This is a genomic window from Ideonella sp. (genome assembly GCF_036277275.1).
Lineage (GTDB): Bacteria > Pseudomonadota > Gammaproteobacteria > Burkholderiales > Burkholderiaceae_C > Ideonella.
Genome location: NZ_DASUNH010000141.1, coordinates 61502 through 81944, shown reverse-complemented (window position 1 = coordinate 81944; position 20443 = coordinate 61502). Strand labels below are relative to the sequence as shown.

14 protein-coding genes are annotated in these 20443 nt (G+C 66.8%); all 14 read left to right on the top strand.

Features of this window, described 5'->3' with window-relative positions; all coding sequences use genetic code 11:
- Nucleotides 1-3: 3 nt before the first annotated feature.
- The 14 genes from VFY73_RS24790 to VFY73_RS24725 all read left to right on the top strand — a co-directional run bounded on the left by VFY73_RS24790 (nucleotide 4) and on the right by VFY73_RS24725 (nucleotide 20345).
- Nucleotides 4-4335 (top strand): glycosyltransferase family 2 protein, encoded by a 4332-nt coding sequence (locus VFY73_RS24790; RefSeq protein ID WP_329723893.1) that lies wholly within the window; start codon nucleotides 4-6, stop codon nucleotides 4333-4335.
- Between the two features lie 103 nt (nucleotides 4336-4438).
- A complete protein-coding gene (locus VFY73_RS24785; RefSeq protein ID WP_329723891.1) occupies nucleotides 4439-6100 on the top strand; it encodes a sulfotransferase family 2 domain-containing protein in 1662 nt (553 codons plus the stop codon).
- A gap of 66 nt (nucleotides 6101-6166) precedes the next feature.
- On the top strand, nucleotides 6167-7426 hold the full coding sequence (locus VFY73_RS24780) for a hypothetical protein (RefSeq protein WP_329723889.1): 1260 nt from the start codon (nucleotides 6167-6169) through the stop codon (nucleotides 7424-7426).
- A complete protein-coding gene (locus VFY73_RS24775; protein WP_329723887.1) occupies nucleotides 7426-8406 on the top strand; it encodes a glycosyltransferase family 2 protein in 981 nt (326 codons plus the stop codon). The genes VFY73_RS24780 and VFY73_RS24775 overlap by 1 nt, the downstream gene beginning before the upstream one ends.
- Nucleotides 8406-10127 (top strand): beta-1,6-N-acetylglucosaminyltransferase, encoded by a 1722-nt coding sequence (locus VFY73_RS24770; RefSeq protein ID WP_329723885.1) that lies wholly within the window; start codon nucleotides 8406-8408, stop codon nucleotides 10125-10127. The genes VFY73_RS24775 and VFY73_RS24770 overlap by 1 nt, the downstream gene beginning before the upstream one ends.
- A gap of 35 nt (nucleotides 10128-10162) precedes the next feature.
- The gene (locus tag VFY73_RS24765; protein WP_329723883.1) at nucleotides 10163-10930 is read left to right on the top strand and encodes a hypothetical protein; all 768 of its coding nucleotides are present in this window, start codon (nucleotides 10163-10165) and stop codon (nucleotides 10928-10930) included.
- Nucleotides 10923-12644, top strand: a complete 1722-nt coding sequence (locus VFY73_RS24760; RefSeq protein ID WP_329723881.1) for a sulfotransferase family 2 domain-containing protein — start codon at nucleotides 10923-10925, stop codon at nucleotides 12642-12644. Before VFY73_RS24765 ends, VFY73_RS24760 begins: the two co-directional genes overlap by 8 nt.
- A gap of 175 nt (nucleotides 12645-12819) precedes the next feature.
- Nucleotides 12820-13584: a hypothetical protein gene (locus tag VFY73_RS24755; RefSeq protein WP_329723879.1), complete on the top strand. Its 765-nt coding sequence runs from the start codon at nucleotides 12820-12822 to the stop codon at nucleotides 13582-13584.
- Nucleotides 13585-13978: 394 nt separating this feature from the next.
- Nucleotides 13979-14917 carry a sulfotransferase gene (locus tag VFY73_RS24750; RefSeq protein ID WP_329723877.1) on the top strand — a complete coding sequence of 313 codons (939 nt, stop codon included), beginning with the start codon at nucleotides 13979-13981 and terminating at the stop codon, nucleotides 14915-14917.
- Between the two features lie 92 nt (nucleotides 14918-15009).
- Nucleotides 15010-15762: a DUF6478 family protein gene (locus VFY73_RS24745; RefSeq protein ID WP_329723875.1), complete on the top strand. Its 753-nt coding sequence runs from the start codon at nucleotides 15010-15012 to the stop codon at nucleotides 15760-15762.
- A gap of 82 nt (nucleotides 15763-15844) precedes the next feature.
- The gene (locus VFY73_RS24740; protein ID WP_329723873.1) at nucleotides 15845-16822 is read left to right on the top strand and encodes a hypothetical protein; all 978 of its coding nucleotides are present in this window, start codon (nucleotides 15845-15847) and stop codon (nucleotides 16820-16822) included.
- 21 nt (nucleotides 16823-16843) lie between these two features.
- Nucleotides 16844-18145 carry a hypothetical protein gene (locus VFY73_RS24735; RefSeq protein ID WP_329723871.1) on the top strand — a complete coding sequence of 434 codons (1302 nt, stop codon included), beginning with the start codon at nucleotides 16844-16846 and terminating at the stop codon, nucleotides 18143-18145.
- Nucleotides 18142-19161 (top strand): hypothetical protein, encoded by a 1020-nt coding sequence (locus VFY73_RS24730; RefSeq protein WP_329723869.1) that lies wholly within the window; start codon nucleotides 18142-18144, stop codon nucleotides 19159-19161. Before VFY73_RS24735 ends, VFY73_RS24730 begins: the two co-directional genes overlap by 4 nt.
- Nucleotides 19158-20345, top strand: coding sequence for a glycosyltransferase (locus VFY73_RS24725; RefSeq protein ID WP_329723867.1), 1188 nt, complete (start codon nucleotides 19158-19160; stop codon nucleotides 20343-20345). The genes VFY73_RS24730 and VFY73_RS24725 overlap by 4 nt, the downstream gene beginning before the upstream one ends.
- Nucleotides 20346-20443: the final 98 nt, after the last annotated feature.

The following is a 20443-nucleotide window of genomic DNA, read 5'->3' as shown; positions in this document are numbered from 1 at the left end:
CCCATGATTTTTCCCAGTCTTCGTTCTGCGGCCCGCGCGCGCGCCAGCTCGGACAACAGCTCGGCCGACGAGGCCGCCTCGGCGCCCTTGCGCGAGCAGCTGGTGGTCGAACGTATCGAAGGCGCCACGGTGGTTGGCTGGGCTGTGGCGTCAGAAGGGCGGCAGGCGGTCGTCGAGTTGTGGGTGGACGGCGAGCAGACGCCGGCCCGCGTCGAGGCGGTGCACCGCCTCGACGCGCTCGATGCGTTGGGCCTCGACACCGATGTTGCGCTGGGCTTCCGCCTTCATCTGCCGCAGGTGGTCTGGTCTCCCGGTGGCGCGGCCAGGGCGGTCGACGTGCGGGCCGGAGCACAGTCAGGGCGCGTCCCGTTGCCGGAGCGCGTGGAGCGCCTGGTCGAGTCGTTGCGCGACCAACCTGCGTTGACTGCGTGGGAAGACCGCTTCATCGAACTGGCGGCGCATGTGCATGCCGTCTCGCCGTCGCCGCGGCCTGCCGACGCCGAGGCCGCATGGTTGGAAGAACAGGTCGCGTTCCGCGGCGGCTGGCATGTCGTCGAGTTGCTCGCCAACCACCCAGGGGCGAGACTGCGCGGTCACATCGAATCGATTGAAAACGCGGTGGTCCGGGGTTGGGCCTGCCTCGACGGCCTGGAGGACGAGGCGATCCGCCTGGTTTGCAATGGCAGGCCGGTGGACTGTGCGGTGATCCGCGTCGAGCGCGACGATGTCCAGCGCGCGTTGCAGTCCGATCGACGCCGCCTGGGCTTCGAAGTCGAGATCCCGGCGACTGTCTGGGCGGCGGCGCCTGGCGATCAGAATGCGCTGTCGTTGGTGGTGCTCGTCGCGGGTCGGCGCTTGCAGGAGCAGCCGCTGCACCTGTCACGCGCCATGATCGTCACCTGGCTCGATCGCCAGCGTGATGCGGAAGTGGCCGCCGTGCCCGACGAAACGGCCGAGGCGCGTCGGGAGCGCCAGTACGCCGCGCTGCTCGTGATGGAGCATGTCGCGGCCGCGGGGCTGTGGAACACCTTGGATGCGAGGCAGCGGGCATTCGCGTCCACCCAAGCCGAGCGCTATGGCGTCGCCGAGTTCCTTGGCGCCGATGCCGTCGGCCAGGTCGATCAAGCGGCCCTGGCCGATGCGGCGTTGCACGACTACGCCACCGTCACCGTATGGCAGCTGGTGCGCGAGTTCAATGCGCGGCTCCTTGCCGACCCGTCGCGCCCGCTCGATGCCTTGGAAACGGTGCTGGGCAACGGCCAGGCGAGCGGGACCATCCGGCAACGCTTCCTGTGGTCGGTGATCCCCTTCTTCTGCGGAACGGGTCAGTACCCGTCGCTGCGGCCGCATCTGGAGGCCGGGAGATTGCGGGCCCTGAGCGTCAGCGCTTCGGCCTGGGAGCTGTCCCTGTTGTTGCCGGAGGCGGCAGCCTGCTCCGACTGGACGCTGGCGCATGGCGCACTGTCGAAGATTGCTGCAGGCGCGACCGGTTGGTTGAACACGGAGTGCGTTGCCAGTGCGATGCACGCCGCTCTGGACCACGCCGATCCGCAGGCCAGGGACTCCGTGGCCAGATCGGCGTTTCTCGGTGCATTCCTCGACTTGCTCCAGTCCCTGAGCGAGGCCGGTTACTGGTCACGCCTGCACGATGCGCGGCTGATCGAAGCGCTGATGAGGCTGCTGGCGTCCGAGGAGGAGCCCGACGCCACCGTGATGTGGCGGGCCGAAGGCATGGCATTGCGCTGCTATGCCCTGGTGCCGGATTTCTGGAGCGCCATGGACCGCGAAGCCCGTCCGGTGGGGGGCTGGTCGCCTGCGCTGCTCGAAGCACGCGCTTGTTGGGACAGCGTGCGCACGGCGCTGCAGCTGGGTCACGCCGGTGATGACGCCTGTCTGGCGGACGCCGCCCGGGCTGTCGCCTGGCTTCGCGCCAACGACAACATCGATGCCGACATCGTCGCGCGCGAGCTGTCGATGGCCTTGCTGCAGCGCTCCTGCGGCGAGCCGCTTCATCGGCTGGCGGGTCTGCTGGCGGGGCGCAACGAGGCGCTGCGCCTGGCAGCGCTGCCCGCGGCGACGGGTGGTCGACCTGTGCTGGCTCCGAGCGCAGCACTGCAGGAAGAGATTCGCGCCTTGGCCGATGTGCCTGGCCTGCCGCGGCAGCGCACGATGGCCGCCATGGTCGGGCGTTGCATGGCCGCCGGGTCGGTCGATGCGGCGCTGTCCGCCAACGAAGTGCGCGCCCTGCGCGCCCTGAGCCAGCGCGACGGGCACTACGTGGGCGTGCGCTTGGCCTGCGCGCACTGGCTGCGTTGCCGTGATGCGCTGCCGGTTCCCCGGCGGCTGGCTCGTCTCATCGACCTGCGTGAGGGTTGGCTCGCGGCGTTCGATGCGTGCATCGAGCTGCCCCAACCGCCGGCGGCGTTGATCGGCAGCTACAGCCTGCTCGAGGCGGCTCTGATCGAGCGCGCTGACGAAGCCTTGGACCGCGTCGTCGCCGAGATGCGCCGTCTGCTCTTGCAGCGCTACGGCGAGTCGGTCCTGCAATCGGCGGGCAGTGCCTGCGCGTCGCCAGCGCTGGCCGCAGACGGATCGGGCCGCTCGACGCTGGTGGCGATCTATTCGTGCCGCCGCAATTTGTCGGGGCGGGTCCAGGCCATCCGCGACACGTGGGCGGGCGATCTTGACCGGCTGGGCATTCCATGGATCGTCGTGGTCGGCGACGGTGATGGCCGCTTGCAGGGCAACGTGCTTGGCCTGGCCGTGTCGGACGCCTACGAAGCGCTGCCTGCCAAGACGCTCGCACTTGTCGACTGGGTCCACCGGAACACCCGCTTCGAGCACCTGCTGAAGATCGACGACGATTGCCACCTGGCGGCCGAGGCCTACTTTGCGCAGTCGCCTTACCTCGGGCACCACTACCACGGTCGGCGCCTGCATCGAGACATCGGCGGCACCAACCGGGTCTGGCATCAGAGCCGAGCGAGCACCGAGCGCGCCGCTCGTTCGGCCGACAAGTCGCCCGAGCCGTCGATCTATGCGGACGGTGGCGCCGGCTACTGCCTCAGCCGGCACGCAATGGCGCAGATTGGCCTGGCGCTGCAGACAACGGGCGGTGCCCGGCTGACCCGCAGCGCCTACCTCGAAGACAAGCTGCTGGGCGACCTGTTGGCCACGCGCGGCATCGGGTTGTCGAGTCACGGCCACTACACCTTGATCCGGCGCCGGTTCGGGGCCGACGCCGTGCCAGTCAACGCCTACGACAACCTGTTCTACCCGTCGCGGCAGACGCCGACGCTGGTCACCCACCTGGACGGCCATGCTGACATGCCGGCGGTGCACGCGGCCCAGGCCGGTGACCAACTGCTGCCTGCCCGCATCTGGCCCACGTCGGCGCCGGTGCGGCTGGGCGGAGAAGGCACCAATCAGCTCGAGTTGCTCAGTCCGGTTGGCCGGTTGCAACTGCTGGACGGCGCCTCGGTGCTGCTGGTGGCCGTGGCGCGCAACGAGCGGACCCTGGCGCCGCACTTTCTTCAGCACTACCGGAAACTGGGCGTGCGCGCCTTCGTCTTCGTCGACAACCTGTCCGACGACGGTACGCGTGAGTACCTGGCGGCCCAGCCCGACGTGGTGCTGTATTCGGCGGACACCGAGTACAAGCACTCCCACTACGGCGTCAGTTGGCAGCAGGCGGTGCTGGGGGCGCACGCGCTCGGCAAGTGGGTGCTGCTGGCCGATCTCGACGAGTTTCTCGTCTTCCCCGGCTGTGAGCAGATCTCGCTCGACCAATGGGTGGGCAACCTGGAGGCCGCAGGGCATGACGCCGCTCGGGTGCTGATGGTCGACATGTACCCGGCCGGGGATCTCGACGCCGCCGACTTCTCCCAACAGGCGCCCTTCGAAGCGGCGCCATGCTTCGACCGCGTGCCCGTCCTGCGCTGGGCCATGGGCTCCGGCGCGTTTTCGAACGGGCCGACGTACCTCAGCGCCTTGCGCCACCGGCTGATCCCGGATTCCGCACCGAATCTCTACACCTCGCAAAAGCTGGCGGTCTTCAAGTACCAGCCGTGGGTGCGGTTGTCCGAGGGGCTGCACTACGCCAGCAACCTGAGGCCCGCGCCGGAGCCCGTCTGGTTTGCCCATTTCAAATACCACGCCGGCTTCCGGCGCAAGGTGCTCACCGAGGTGGCACGCAAGCAGCACTTCAACGGGGCCGAGGAATATCGCAAGTACGCGGGCATGCTCGCCGAAACCGATGGTTCGCTGGTTCGACCGAGCGTTACCGCGACATATTCAGGCAGCATGACCTGGGTCCATTCGCCACATGAAAACTGACACTTCCGCGTTGGCCGATCCCCCCCGTCGCACCGACCAGACCACTCAATCCATCTGGTTTTGGCGCATGTCAGGCCAGATCGGTCGCTGGCTGCCCGACGCATTGCTGGCCGGTTTGAACGGTGGCCAGCCCGCGGTCGAGCCTTTTGCCGAAACGGGCGAGCATGCAGCACTTGCCAAAGGGTGGCGAAAGGACATACCGCGGGAGGCCGACGAAAAGCGGCTGCGCAGCTATCTCGGCAACGTCGGCGGCCTCGTGCACAGCGTCGACCGATGGCCGGACAACTTTCACGCCGCCATCACCGACGCCGGCGCCCAGCGCAGTGGCCGAAACGTGATCGTCTTCATCCGCGATTCAACGACGCGACTGGCCGACCAGTTTGGTCCGGTGCAGAAGTCGGCGTTGATCGAAAACCTGATCGAGCAGGACCGTGAAGCGGCGGCCAGGCTGGGCAGCGTCCAACTCGCCTTGAGCGGGGCGAAGCAGCCGGTCCACTGGCTCGCGCTGGACGAACTGGCGGCAGACGAATCGCGACAAGGCAGCGCCTGGCGCGAGTTCAGGGCGTTCATCGGCGAAGCCGCCGCCAACCCTGGCGCCGAATCCGCATGGCAGGCCCGCTTGGCCGGCGAGATCAAGAGCCTCGTCGCAGCACTCGACCCGCGCTGGCTCGAGCTTTTGCAGCGCGAGGCACTCTGGGCGGGCAGTCCGGATCTGGCGCCGGCCTGCCTGAAACCCGTGGAGCGCCTCGCGTCAGGTCCAGGGGCGGCTTCGGCGCGCCTGGTCCGCTTCGATCGAATGCCTTCGGTGCTTCGTGAGGGCGATTCGGTGCGCCTGTCCGGTGTCGTCGTGACGGCGGGTGCCACGCAGCCGGATCGTCGCCTGTTTCTGCGTCAGGGCGACCATCGTCAGCGGCTTGGCTGGGACCAACCCTCGCCGGCCGTTGCAGCCAAGATGCCTGACGAGCCGAGCGCAGCCCAGGCGCGGTTCAAGCCGGTCGCCATCCGGGTCTCGCGGCGTCAGCCGGCGACTATGCTGTACCGGGCGGACGAGAAAGCCGTGCCGGTGCAACTGGCGGAAATCGCGTTCGAACCCGTCGGCCGTGAAGCCATCGAGGGCATCTTCCTCGCACCGTGGTCCATTGGCTACCAACCCATTCCCAAGGTGGCCTGCACCTCGATCAAGGAAGTGTTCTTCCGGGCCGCCACGGGGTTGCCGTTCTCGCCGGCGCTGGCCGAAGGTGCGAACCACGTGCACCGGTATTTCGACCTTCGCATGCGCGATGTCAGTGCGGCAGGGTTCCGGTTCGTGGTGGTGCGCGATCCGATCAAGCGCCTGCTGTCTGCCTTCAGCAACCGCGTCCTGCATCACAAGGAACTGTCCAGGAACTATGTGGAAAGGCTGAATCTCAACCCGGCGCTGGAACTGGAGAGCTTTGCGTTCGACCCCAGCCTGGCTCAGTTCGTCGAGCGGTTCCAAACCTATCGGCAAATCCCGACGATCGACCACCACTTCCGCCCGATCAGCGAGTTCAGCGCTCCGCTGAAGGCCTTCGACAAGGTCTACCCCTTTGAGGCCCTGGATGACCTGGTGGCCGACCTGCAGCAACGAACAGGCGTCCAGATGTCGCTGCCGCACTCACAGCGTGGAGGGCCGAAGCTTCAGGTCAAGGACCTGCCGCCGAAGGTTTTCGACAAGCTGGTGGACATCTTCGCCGCCGACTACGCCATGCTCGATGGGCTGTATTCCCCCGCCGCGCTGCGTTGATGCAAGCGGTCGGTGCCGGGCCCATTGCCGGCCTGCGTGACCCATCATCGTGCCCTGGATTTCATCGTGACCGACCGAATCTACACCGTCCACCACTCCACCCCGATCTATCAGAGCCCGGTCCGCGCGCCTGACTTCGGTCGCCAACGGTGGGGGCAGGTGAACACGTTCGAGCAGGTGGTGGCCCGGCCGCCGATGGGGACCGGGCCACGGTTCGAAGAGTCCACCGTCTACCGATCGTTCCGGGCCGTCTTCATGCGCGGTGAGCCTTGGGAAGCCACCGTATGGTTCAAGCGCAATCTGAAGCTGATCGAATCCGGTGAAGTCCTGTGGAACTGTCGCACGAGGGAAGAATGGCTGAACCGCCTCGAGAACGACGTCCGAGCCCTGTACGAGTCGATTCGCACGCATGGCTTCCTCGAACAGGCGTCCATCGCCGAAAGAGCGCTCAGTGACTCGTCCGAGCTAGGTCGGTTCGTTCGTGAAGGCTATCCGTCCGGCGTCAGTTCCGACCACGAGATCAAGCTTGGCATCAACGAAGACGGCAAGCTGCTGTTTCTGGACGGCCGGCACCGGCTGGCCGTTGCCAAGTTGCTTCGTGTGGAGCGGATACCGGTGCGCGTTGTCTTCGTGCACCGCGCTTTCCTGGAGCGACACCCGGAGTGGGCAGCAGCCGACAGGCAGCCAGGTGGCGCGACGAGCGACGTCTCCTTGGTGTCACGGCTGATCAGAGATCACATCGAATCGGGCGGCAAGCCTGCGCGCGAAGCGGTGCGATACCTGACCGGCGACGAATACGCCGCCGCGGTTGAATCGCTTTCCCCGGAGCGCGCCAAGACCATGACGATCCGCTGGGAATACCACAAGAGTGCGATCGACTTCGTCCAGCTCTGCCGTCCGCGCAGCGCAAGCGACGTTCTGGAAATGGGGCCCGGCGGCGTCTCGATCGTCCACGGCAGCGAGACAATCGATTTTGCCGCCAAGAAGGCACAGCTCAACTATGTGCCCACCTGGTTCCACGACGGGCGCGAGACGCCTTGGCCTGTTGCCGACAAGCGCTACCAGGTCTTCGTCGCGCTGCGCGTGTTTCATCAGTTGTCGCCATGCCAACGGGCCTGCTTCCTGGAGGCCAAGCGCGTGGCTCGCAACATCGTCATGGTGGTCGCCGAACCCGAAGACCTGGCCGACGGCGACACCACGGTGAGCGGCCTCAGCGAGGCTCAATTCACCGAATGGAACAACGGCGTGCGACCCACGGTGACGGTGAAGCTGCCGTTCAGGGTCGGCCGGCTCTACTTCTGGAATGAAGAGTCGTTGGGGGCCTGATGTGGCGCACTGACAGAATCGACCGGCAACGCATCGAGCGACATGCCGAGCAGTTGGTGGCGAAGTCCGTCCATCCGGACCGGATTGCCGCCGCCTGGAGCCTGCTCGTGTGCTGCGTGCGCAACGAGATGGCCCGGATGCCAGCCTTTCTCGACCACTATCGGAGGCTTGGCGTTGGCCATTTTCTGGTGCTCGACAACCTCTCGGATGACGGCCTGCAGGACTACCTTGGGCAGCAACCGGACTGCTCGGTGTGGCTCGCCAATGGCAGTTACAAGGCCTCCAATTTCGGCATGGACTGGTGCAACACGCTGCTGGCGCGCTACGGTGTCGGCAAGTGGTGCGTCACGGTCGACCCTGATGAGTTTCTCGTCTACCCCTACAGCGAACAGCGTGACCTGCGCAGCCTGACGGCGCGATTGGACGCGATTGGCCAACCGAGCCTGTTCGCCGTGCTGCTGGACGCCTACGGCGACGGCCCTTTGAGTCGCACCACGCTCACGCCGGGCAGCGACCCCTTCGAGGTCTGCCCCTGGTTCGACCGCTTCAATCTGACGCAGCGTTTCGATCCGCACACGCAAGGCTTCTGGGTGCAAGGCGGTGTCCGGATGCGAAGGTTTTTTGCCGATCGACCCGCGCAGGCGCCGGCGCTGAACAAGGTGCCTTTGGTCCGCTGGTCGAAGGGGCTGCGCTATGTTTCCTCGATGCACCATTTGAACGACAAGCGCCTGAATTGCACTGTCCACGAGCGCAAGGACGCGGTGTCGGCCGTGCTGTTTCATTTCAAGTATGTGAGCCTGCTGCGGGAGAAGGCCTCCGAAGAGATGGTTCGTGGCGAACACTACGCTGGCAGCACCGAGTACAAGGCCTACTTTGACGCAGGTGACGTCGTGTTGCGCGACCCCGAAGTGTCGGTCCGCTATGCGGGCAGCAGCCAGTTGATGCAGCTCGGCTTCATGCAGGCGGGCACGTGGTTTTGATGGACGGGACGCATCCATCGAGCAGCCGGTCCGCGACCGCCGTCGAGCGTGATGGGCTGCCACGCGTGGCCATCCTGCTGCTGTGCCACGAGCCCGCGGCCCGGGTCGCCCAAGCCCTGCGGTCGCCGTTTTTCGCCGACCCGCAGATCAAGGTCCATGTCCACTACGACGGGCGCCGGACTCAGGCTGAACGCGACGAGCTGGCCCGCCAGATTCCGTCGGACGTGCAGCATGCCTTCGTGCCCGAAAGAGTGCGGTGTGCCTGGGGCGACTACAGTCTTGTCGATGCAACGCATCGGCTGCTGCGGGTGGCCACCGAAGACCCGGTGTTCCGCGCGGACCACTTGATGCTGATCAGCGCCAGCTGCGTTCCCCTTCGGCCGTTGCGCAGCCTGCAGGAGTTTCTTCGCCGGCGCGCCGGCATCGATTTCATCCAGGCAGTCGACATCACGCAGCGCAGTTGGGTCAAAGGCGGGCTCGAGAAGGAGCGGTTCGAGTTTCGCTTCCCGTTCAATTTCGTCACCCACCGCTGGCTGTTCGAGCGGTTCACCGCCTTGCAGCGCCGGCTGCGGCTGCGACGCAAGCCTCCCGGGGAACTGCGAATCCATTTTGGATCGCAGTGGTTCTGCCTGACCCGCGAGACGGCCCTGGACGTCAGTGCGCGGCTGGCCGATCCGTCCCTGCGCGCCTTCTTTGCCGCCAGCTGGATTCCTGACGAGTTCGCCATCCAATCGCTGGTGATGCAGGTTCAGCGGCCGGAACGGGTGGCGGGTCACAACCTGACGTATTACGAGTTCGACGACCAGGGCCGGCCGCTGGTACTGGAGAACGGGCACTATGAGCACCTGATGCGGCAGCCGTTCTTCTTCGCGCGCAAGGTCTCTGCCCATGCCAGCACCCTGGACCAGCAGATTCGCAGCCACGTGGCGCAGCCGGAGCTCGACCTCAGCTATTTCGATCGCGTTGGCGTGCCCACCGGGCACTATGCGACCTACCTCGCGCGTGCGCTGACCGTTGACACGCTGCGGGCACGGGTGGCCACCGTGCCTGCCTGGCGGGGTGTGATGGACCTCAACGAGCGGCCGTATGTGGTGCTGTACGGGAGTTCGAGGCGGCTGGTGGCGGATGTCGCCCGGCAAGCCCGTTCAAGCGATTCATCGCTGCCGGTCTTCGACTTCGTCTTCGAGCCATTGCGCCTGGTCCCCGCCGCCGAGGCGCCCACCTGGCGCGGCGTGCAAAGTGGCATGCGGGCCCGCCGTGACCACGATCCGGCCGGCTTCGCGCACGAGCTGGTCCATCTGGATGCTCACCGTCCCACGGCGATGTGCGTCGATCCTGCCGTTCCTTCGTGGCTGCGTGACTTCGCGCTGTGGGATCCGAATGCCACCGTGGTGTGCTGCGACCCGCGCGGGCTGGGCAAGCTGCAGCGAACCGAAGCCGCCCTGCGGGACATCAACCCCCTCGAGGAAGCCGCATTGTTCGAACAGACGGTTCGCGCGGCCGCCGTGCCCGGCTGGCTGCCGCAAGACCACTTTGAGCAGGCGCAGCGCGAAGCCAAGCACAAATGCCGTTTCATCTCGATCGAAGCCATCGCCGCCGACGAGACGGACCCGACGCTGGGCGCCCTGCGCCTGGCCTGGAAAGCGCTGGATGCGCCGAGCTATTTCGAAGCCAGCGAAGCCGACGCCCGGCAGCGGCTGTTCGGCACGGTGACAGCGTGACGGGTCAAACCATGCCGCCGCCGCGCATTGCCATCTTGTCGTCTCGCCGTTGCGGTGCGCAGGCGCTGTATCGCCTTCTGGCCCCGACGATGCAGGGCCGATTGGCCGGGGGCCAGCCGTTCCACTGGGACAACGTCTGGGGTGACGTCTCGCGAGTCTTCCATGAGGGGCAGCCGGAGCACGCCAGGTCACAGCTCGACGCGTACCTCGAGGCGGGTGCGCTGTTCCACCATCACTACGACGTCGAATCCTGGGGCTTCAACGAGATGCTGCTGGCCGGGCTGGCCCGAAGCGGCTTTCGCCTGTTGGTGATAGAACGTGACCCGACAGTGGAGCACCTGTTCTCGGTCATCGTCAGCGAACACCTGAAGCTCTCGGACGCGGTCGGCGTCCAGCGCTGGCGCGAGCGCCTGCGCGCAGGGGCGGCGGTCGACGCATTCGATCTCGACCAGGTGCGGCGGCAGGTGCAGCTGTGGTGGCAGACGCGTGGCTGGTTCCGGCGCGTGGTCGGCACGTGCGCGGCCGAGCGGTGGGTCTGCAGTCATGAGCGGCTGTTCCTGCGCGGCGTGTCGGGCCTGGCTGCCGTCGACGAGGTCTTTGCGTTCGCGGGGTTGGGGCCGCGCGACGCCTGGGTTGACGACGCCTCGTTGCTTCGCTTCCTTTTCAACGGACACCACTACACAGCGGGTTTGGCGGCCTATTCAGCAACGCTCAGGGCGGTACGCGACACCATCGAGGACGAGTTGTCGCGCCTGCAGGCCGTTGCGGGCTCGCCGAATGGCGAGACGCAGGCGCATGGCTGACCCCCCCATCGTCTCGGCGGCACCGGTATTGGCCGCTGACGAGGCCACCTTCATGGACTGCTGTGTGGCGCGCCGGCCCGCCGCCTTGCGGCTGCTGCACCATCAGATCGACTTTCTGCCGGGTGGGCGGACGTTGGTGGTCACGTTCGAACCGGTCGTCGTGGGCAAGGAAGTAACGGACTTCGACCGGCCGGTCTGGGGTCAGGCCTTCCTGCAGCGACGCGGTGTCAGCATCCTCGGCGTCAAACGCCTGGCCTCGGATTGGTATCGCAGCGCCGACCTTCACCGGCTGTTTCGTCGTTTGCAGGCCGCCGGATGGTTCGGCGGCTTCAAGCAGGTGATCTTCTACGGGCCATCGATGGGGGGCTATGCCGCCCTGGCTTTCGCGGCCTGTGCCCCGGGTTGCACCATCTTGGCGCTGAACCCGCAGTCGACGCTGGCGCCTGATCTGGTCTGGTTCGACCAGCGCTTCGCCGGCGCCCGCGCTCAGGCCTGGAAGGGTGATTTCATCGATGGGGTCGATGGTGCGATGACGGCGGCGCGGGTGTACGCCTGCTACGACCCGCATTTCCTCAAGGACCGCCTGCATGTCGAGCGGCTTCCGACCCACAACCGGGTCAACTTGAGGCTGCCATTCGTGGGCCATACCACGGCACAGGCACTCAACTCATTGGGTTTGCTGGGCCACGTTTTCGATCAGGTGCTGGCCGGGACCTTGAACGAGGCCGGGTTCCGTGAGCTGGCCAGGCAGCGGGTCAGGCTCGCCGACTACCACTTCCGCTTGGCAGAACGGGGTGTGTGGTGGCCCCGTCGCAGGGCTTGCCTGGTGCAGGCGCTGGCGATCGACCCGCACCATTCGAGGGCAGCCACACGGCTGGCGGCGGACCCGGCGTCGGCCGGTACGGCACCTGCTTTGCAAGGACTCCGGCCGAGCCTTGGCGCGACCGAGACGATGACCACCACCTCCAGCCAAGTGCGTCATTGGCCGATGGGCATCGTCACCGCGGCTCGGGTCCCTCTCGTCTACCTGAATCTGCCCAAGTGCGCCAGCACCACCGTCCAGAACCACTTGCTGTACCTGGCCCGCGGGGCCTACGCGGACCAGCCGCAAGACATCCACCAGCATCCGGGCCTGAGTCGCAGCCGAGAGAGCAAGGACGAGGCGCACGCGTTGATCACCCGGCAGTTGCAGGAGGGGGCGTTCGTGTTCACCTTCGTGCGCGATCCCGGCCGCCGCGCCTACGCGTGCTTCAACGAGAAGATCATGCAAGCCGGCCGGCATAGCTTTGCCGCGATCCGCCAGGCGCTGCGGCGCGACTGGGGCCTGCGTCTGGCAGGCCCGCAGGAGCCCACCACGCTGGAGCAGCAGCGCGACAACTTCGCGGCCTTCCTGCGCTTTGTCGAGGCCAACCTGGCCGGCGACACCAACATCCGGCGCGACCCGCACTGGTGCCCGCAAGGGCCGATGCTGGTCAAGTACCGCCAGCACGTGAAGATCGATCTCGTTGGCAAGGTCGAGAACTTCGCCGCCGACATGGCGCTGATCCTGCACCGGGCCAGCGTGCGGCGCGTGCCCGATGTCCATGCCCGCCCTTGGCGGCATCCGCCGCCGCCCTTCTCGTTCGACGAGGTGCTGACGCCCGCATTGCAGGCCCAGCTGGATCGGCTGTACGAAGCCGACTACATCCACCTCGGCTATCGCAGCGCCGTCTGACGAGTCACCCTGGCTGGCGCGAAGACTGCTTTGATTAGGCCGCCAGGGGCTCGAGAGCGGCCCTTGTTCGCGGCGCGCTCCACCGAACATTGAGCCGCCGGGCGCGGCTCAATCGACGCCCTGCGGTACAGTTCCCGCGCCCGCGCGAAGCCCTGGGTGTTTTCAAGGACTCGTGTTGAAGATCTCGATCAAGCCACCTCAGAACAAGAAGCCTGTCTTCAGCCGCCCAGCATTCTTGCTGGTGGGCATGATGCGCAGCGGCTCGAATTTCCTGGAACGCCAGCTCAACCTGCTGCCGGACCTGCGTTGCCATGGCGAGCTGTTCAATCAGGCGTTCATTGGGTTTTCCCACCACAACCAGGGAAAGCTGGCGAGCTACACGCGCGATAACCCGGAACAGCGCAACGCCGATGAAGAAGCCTTCATTGGCCAGGTGGACCAGGCCTGCGACCGGCCGATCATCGGGCTGCGGCTGTTCCTCGACCACAGCAACTTGATGACGGCGCGGCTGCTGTACGACCCGAACGTCAAGAAAGTCGTGCTGTCGCGCAACCTGCTGGAAGCCTACATCTCGCTCGAGACCGCGCGCGAAACCGGTGTCTGGCTGACGACCGAGGTGGCCAAGGCGCCGCCGAAGCCGGTCAAGGTCGACATCAACAAGCTGGTCACCTTCTCGCTGCGGCAGAGCCTGTACTACAACGATGTGCAGACCGTGCTGCACCAGACCGGGCAGAGCTACCTGCAGATCGACTACAACGAAATCAAGAGTCTGGGCAAGCTCAACGAGATCGCCCGCTTCGTTGGCTCGGCCCACCAGTTCACAACGGTCAGCGAACCGATCCAGAAGCAAAACCCTGGCTCGCTCGAAGAGCGCATCGCCGATTTCCCGAAGCTGGTCGACGAGCTCAAGCGCCGGCAGCTGGCGCGATGGTTCCGCTGACGTCCGGCTCCGCCGCAGGCACGGGCCGCGCCCGGCGCATCAAGGGGGTGGGCCCAGTACGGATTGGAAAGCGGACGTTTCGAGTATTACTTTCCGTTCAACGGCCTGGGCTGCTGATGGACGATCGAGCCGCCGATCGACAACGCGAATCTCGCATCCGCCGAGGGTCCGACGAGCGTCTTCTCGTCGGCAACGACGCCCGCGAGCCTGTCAAACGGTCGCATTGCGCGATACGGGCTCGGAGCTCGGCGGCACCACCTTGCTGGCGTGGCGCACCGCTTATCATGCGCTCGACCCGGCGCCCTCCCATGTCGCGACGGGCGCTGCCTGGCGGCAGTTCTGGAAAATAACGCAGCCGACCGGCCTGCGCCTTTGACGACCAAGCTTTCTTCTCATGAACAAACCGGCCGCCCCCTCCCCCAAAGCCAAGCCTGCCACCGCCCCCGCGGCCAACAAGAAAGCCGGTGCCGCGGCTGCCGCGACGGGCGAGGCGCCAGAACTACCGCCGCCGTTCTTCGTGTTGGGGTGTGTTCGCTCCGGCACCACCATGCTGCGCGATGCGCTGCGCATGCATCCGAATCTGGCTTGTCCGGAAGAGACGCATTTCTTCCGCTGGGGTGAGCCCTATGGCACCGAGGCGATGTCGCGTTCGTTGTCCAACAACGCGGTGCTGAAGAAACACCGCGAGATCGACGGCATCACCGAACCCGAATTCGCCGACCTGCTGCGCCAATGCGGCTCCCGCGCCGAGCTCTACACCCGCTACATGGCGCTGTACCTGCAACGCAAGAAGCCGGGCGCGAAGCGCTGGTTCGACAAGACGCCGCAAAACGTGTACGGCGCGCTGCTGGCGGCCAGCAGCATGCCGCGCTCGAAGTTCGTGCACATCGTGCGCGACCCGATCAACGTCGTGGCCAGCCTGCGCATCGGTCGCATCGTCAAGGTCGAGAATCTCACCGGCGCCTGCAACTACTGGAACGAAGCCGTCCAGATCGTCAGCGGCTTGAAGCGGGCCTACCCGGCGCGGGTGTTCGAGCTGCGCTACGAGGATTTCGTGGCCGAGCCCGAGTCGCAGCTGAAGCTGCTGCTGGACTTCATCGGCGAACCCTTCGATGCCAAGTGGTTCGCTCAGTTGAACACCCGCCAAGTCGACCACAAGGACGAGGGCGTGCTGTCCGAGGCCGAGCAGGCGGTGGTCCGCCGCTCTTGCGCCCAGGGTCGGCGGCGCTATGGCTACGATACCGCCGAGACTGGCAATGCCAATCCGCAGACCAAGCCCACCGTGATCTCAAACAAAGTTCCAGGCACCAAGAAGGCCGCGAAAGCCGTCTGAACGCCAAGCTAACATGCCCGAAGGGACGGTCTTGCGGCAGTTTGCCGGACGCCTGACACCGGTCGGGCCCAACACTTGCAGCTGATTCTTCCATGTCACATCCTGCTGATACACGGCGCCACGAACAGGTGCATCGCCTGACCCTCGAGCTCCAGGCCCTGCGCGGGCGCTTGAACGACACCATCGACCAGCTGTGCGAGCTGGTGGCCGGCCACGAACTCGGCAGCGAGCCTGTCGGCTTGTCGCCGCTGGCAGGGCACGAGCAGGGCAGCTCCGAGCGCAGCCTGGCGCCGGGCTGGCTGCGCCTGCCCAGCAGCCAGGCCTCGGCGAGCAACCCGCCGTCGGGCTATCGGCTGGGCAACGAAACCACCGTTTACAGCGACTACCGCAATGGTTTCCTGCAGGTCATCCAGGTCAGCCAGCCGCGTGGCGCCGACGAGCACTACGCGTTGGTCGTCAACCACGCCGACTTCGACGGCAGTTTCCTGTCTTTCGTGATCGACGCGCGCGCGCTGTTGGCCGACATGCCGGCAGGCCCAGCGCGTTTGTCTCTGGCGGTCGAGGTGCGCGGCACGCCGATGCCGGGCATGAACGCCAAGTGCGCCTGGAAGGTTGGTGAGCATTGGAGCGAACGCACGCTGCGACTGCAACCGGGCCAATTGGCCGCCGACAGCCTGAGCGTCGACATGCTGGATCCATCCCAGATCAATGCGCTCGATTTCCATCTGTTCTTCAACCCGGTGGGTCGCGGCAGCTTCGAGATCCGCCGCCTGACGGCTGCGCTGGTCGTGACGCCGGCCAGCGAAGCGCCGGTGACCTCCAGCGTTTTCGAAACCGCCCCCTGAGCGCACGGCGGCGGCCCGACCCCTTGCAGGCGGGCCCTCGCCGAGATGGCTCAGGCTGCTGCCCATCATCGCAGGCCCTACCATGACTTCCTCCGACGCCAACGACTCCGCCGCCATCGGCGCCGTGCCGCTCGCCCAGGCCCGCATCGACTGGGGCCACGGCCGCATCATCGGATTCTCCGTTCCTGCCGACGACGCTCTGGCGTTCGACGTGGTCCAGCTCTGGCTCGACGGCCGTTGCGTGGCCTCGGCCGTGGCGAACCTGTCGGTATTCGATTTCGCGCGCGACCTGGCAGGGCTGAACCTGCCTTCGCGCGAACACTCGGCCTTTGAACTGCGCATTCCGCAGGCCGCGCTGCTGCCTGGCCAGATCGGCGACGGCATGGTGGCACTCGAAGTGCGCACCACGCGTGGCGCGCCGGTGCTCGCGACCTCGATCCAGGGCCTGCACGAATTGCTGCGCCTGACCGACGGCGCCCCGGTCGACCTGTTGTACCAGGTGCGGTTCCACGGCCTGGCTGCCGGCGCGCTGCAGGGCTGCGTCGTGAACTTGCATGGCGTCAGCCAGCGGCCGGCGCTGCTGGCGCGCCTGAACGACCAGGGCGCCGAGCCGCTGGCGTTCTACGAGTCGGCCGCAGACGGCAGCGTGCACCACTTCTCGATCCCGGTCCGCATCGATCGCCTGGTCAATGGGGTCAACCAGATCAGCGTCGTCGGGCCGGATGGCCAGCCGCTGGGCAGCTACCCGATCCAGATCGGCGTCGCGACGCTGGGCGAAAGCGAACGCAAGCTGGCCGCGCTGGAGGCCGAGGTCGCGTTCCTGAAGCGTCTGGTGCTGACACAAAACCCCGAGGCGCTGCCGGCTAGACTGGCCTTGCTCAAGAGCGAGATCGTCAACATCTGTTCCGAGATGATGACGCTGCAGCGCACCAACTTCGAACGCGAGTGGCTGGCCCGTCCGGCTGCACCGGCGCCTGCCCCGGCTCCCGCCGTGGCTGCGCCGACGGGTGTGGCGACCGCACCGGTGCGGCCGATCGCGCCGCACGCGGCACAAGCGTGACGACGCCGGAGACACCGCGCCGTGCTGAGCTACGCTGACCCCGGGGTCCGGCCCGTGCCTGCCATGGTGGCGGGCGGGCGCCGGCGCCTGTATGTCTTTTCACCGTTGCCGCCCCAGCGCAACGGTTTGGCCGACTACATCGTCGAATACCTGCCGATGCTGGCGGAGGATTTCGACCTGTGCCTGGTGGCCGAAGGCGGCCGCAGTGGCGCCGCGGCGGCCCAATTCTCGGGGTCACCGTTCCAGGTGCTGGACGAGGCGGCCTTCCTGTCCCGCCAGCCCGAACGCGACGCCCAGGTGCTCTACAACGTCGGCAACAACGGCGACTGCGCCTACATGCTCGACCACCTGCACCGGTTCCCGGGCGTGGTGGTGGTGCACGACGTGTCGCTGTTCTACATGCACCAGGTGGCGCTGCAGATGGAGCGCTCGAACGGCATGTTCAACCACTGGGTGCGCGACACCGGTTACGAGGTCCCGGCCGATTTCGTCGCGCGCGACGGCTCACTCGGCCGCACGCCCGGCCTGCTGTACCAGGAATGCCTGATGGTGCGGCGCATCGCCGAGTCGGCCCGCGGTCTGATGCTGCACAGCCGTTATGCCGAGTCGCGTTTTCGCGGTGGCGCCTTCGACATCCCGCTGGGTGCCGAGAATGGCCGCCCGCTGGCGCGCATCCCGCACTTCGTATTGCCGCCGGCCCCGCCGGCCTGGGACGCCTACCAGGTGCTGCAACGCTTTGGCATCGACACCAACGACATCCTGCTGCTGGTGCCTGGCTTCCTGACCGGCAACAAGATGCTTTACGAAGTGCTGGTGGCCTACTCGCGCGCCTGTGCCAGCCACCCGCGGCTGAAGCTGCTGTTTGGTGGCGAGGAGCGGGCCGACGAGTACGCGGTCTCCGAGCGCATCCGCCAGCTCTGGCCCGATGGCGACGGCCCGAAGGTGACCGGCTACCTCGACGCGCGCGAGTTGGACATCCTGCTCGGCCGCGCCGACCTGTCGTTCGTGCTGCGCTATCCGACCTATGGCGAGACGTCGGGCATCCTGCCGCGCGCGGTGATGGGTGGCGGTCGCGTGGTCACGGTCGACATCGGCTCCTACCCCGAATTCGAATCGCCGCTGATCGACCATGTGTCGATCGGTGCCGGGCTGGTCGACCAGCTGCATGCCAGCATCGAGTCGCTCTGTGCCTCGATGCCCAAGGCCGCGGACCGTGCGGCGCGCCGGCTGGTCGAGGCACAGCGGGCCGAGTCGCTGAGCCCGCGGGCGCTGTATCCGCGCATCCGTGCCTTGCTTGACGCGGCCTGGGAGACCTCCCGATGAACGCGCCCGACTCCGCGTTCGCAGCCGCCAAGACGGCGCTGATCGTCGACGTCTGGGTCGACCTGTTTGCAGCCGGCCTGGCCCGCAGCGGCGCGCTGGGCAACGGCTTGCCGGTCGTGCTGACCGATGCGATGCGCGTGCTGCCGCTGCTTGAATCGCAGGGCCCGATCGGCTGGATCCACACCTCGCCGCATCATTACCAGGACCATGTGCTGATCGCCCATGGCCAGCCGGCACCGCGCCTTCGCATTGACGCCGCCCAGCGGCCGGCGGATGCCAGCCAGATGCTGCGCAGGGCATCGTTGTGCCTGGTCGCCGTGCCGGCAGAGCGCGACGCCGCCACAGCCATGGCCGCATTGGCGGCCAAGGCGCTGCAGGCGCGTGCATCGCTGTTGTTGTTCGGCGCGCCTCCAGCGGGGGGCTGGGGCGCTTTCGACGCCCTGGTACGTCAGGGCGCATTGCAGCCGGTCGAGGCCGGCGGCGCCCGTGTGCTGGCCAGCGCCGGGTTGGCCGGGGCCCTGGGCGACGCCGGACTGCACGACGCCGACCGAGCGATGGCGCTCGCCGGCCAGTTGATGCGTGCTCGCCAAGCCGACATCCATGTCGAGCGACTGGACCACGCCCACCTGAAGTTGCGCCTGCGCATCGACCCCGTGCTGCTGGTCGCGGCCGGCAGCCAGACGCTGGCGCACCACATCGCGCATGAAGGTCGGGCGCTGTTCAACAGCCGCGGGCTCGGGACGATGCTGCTGCCCTGGGGCGCACCGTCCCAGGCGCGGCTGCTGCTGCGCAACGTTCGTGCGCGCATCGACGGCAGTCAGATCGCCCTGGGCGGCCAATCTCTCGCACCGCTGGCGGTCGATTACACCGAGCACGGGGCCTTCTTGAAGCTGGCGTTGCCGGCGGTGGCGCCCGGCCGCGATGCGCTGCTGCACCTGTCGCTGCCCCGCGATGCCGTGCCCAACGATGGCTTTTGCGACATCGGCGCGGCCGAATTCACCGTCGAAACGGCATGATGGACCTGTCCAGCACCACCACGCCCTCCACCTTTGCGCCCAGCGGCCTGGCTGCGCCGCGTTGCCTGGTGGTCACCTTCAACCGGCTGATGCCGGCCGACCAGGGCAACTCGCGTCGCATCATGCAGCTGGTGCGCCTGTACAAGGCTCAGGGCTTCGAAGTCGACCTGCTGTACCACAACGAGGAGGGTTTCGACCCCGGCTTGTCGCATGCGCTGGCCGGTGAATTTGGCCGCATCAACGTCGTGCGTTCGCGCGCGCCCAAGCACATCCAGCCTGGCCACGTGTGCCGCATCGTCGACTGGTACGACCGCGGCCTGGATGCCGCCGCGCGGGACATGCATCGGCTGCGCGGCTACAACGTCGTGCACGTCAACTACGTCTGGTATTCGCCGCTGCTCGAGCAGTTCGGCTCGGACGTGGTCAAGGTCCTGGACACCCACGATGTCTTCGGCGAACGGCGGGCCAAGTACACCGCTGCCGGGATGAAGCCGCAGTGGTTCAGCACCACCTATGCCGACGAAGACGTGGCGCTGCGGCGTGCCGACGCGGCGCTGGCGATCCAGAAAGAAGAGGCGGCCGAACTGGCGGCGCGTGGTCACCGCAACATCCTGTATCTGCCATACGTCGAGCCCAGCCTGCGCCCGTTCACCCCGCGCGGGGGCGACCGGCCGTTGACCTTCGGCTACCTGGGCAGCGGCAACGACTGGAACATCCTCAGCATGGCAGAGTTCCTGTCCAAGATGCAGGCGCGTGGAGTACCGTTTCCGCACCCGATCGTGGTGGCGGGGGGCGTCTGTCGCCATGTTCGTGAAGGCACCGGCGTCATCAAGCTCGGCTTCGTGCAGGAGCTGCACACCTTCTACGATGCGATCGACATCGCGCTGAATCCGATGGTGGGCGGCACCGGGCTGAAGATCAAGACAGTCGAGCCGCTTTGCTACGGCAAGCCGGTGCTGACCACGTTGCCGGGCGCCCAGGGGCTGACGCATTTGTGGCAAATGCCGATGTTCGAGGACAACGCGGCCTTGACCGACTACATGTTCGACCGCTTCGGCCGTGTCGGCAGCTCGTCCGCGCTGGAAGAGTTGACTGCGCTGGCTGCCACCACCCGCCAGGCACTGGATGCCGAATACGACGGGCAGGTCGATCGCCTGGCCCGCTGGTTGCTGTCACGCGTCTGACTTGGTATCCCTGTGTTTCAGGCGTCATCCTAGGGGGGATCGACGCCGCTGCCGGCTGGTAAATTCCGCCGCCTGAAATAGTCTTACACCCCTGTTGA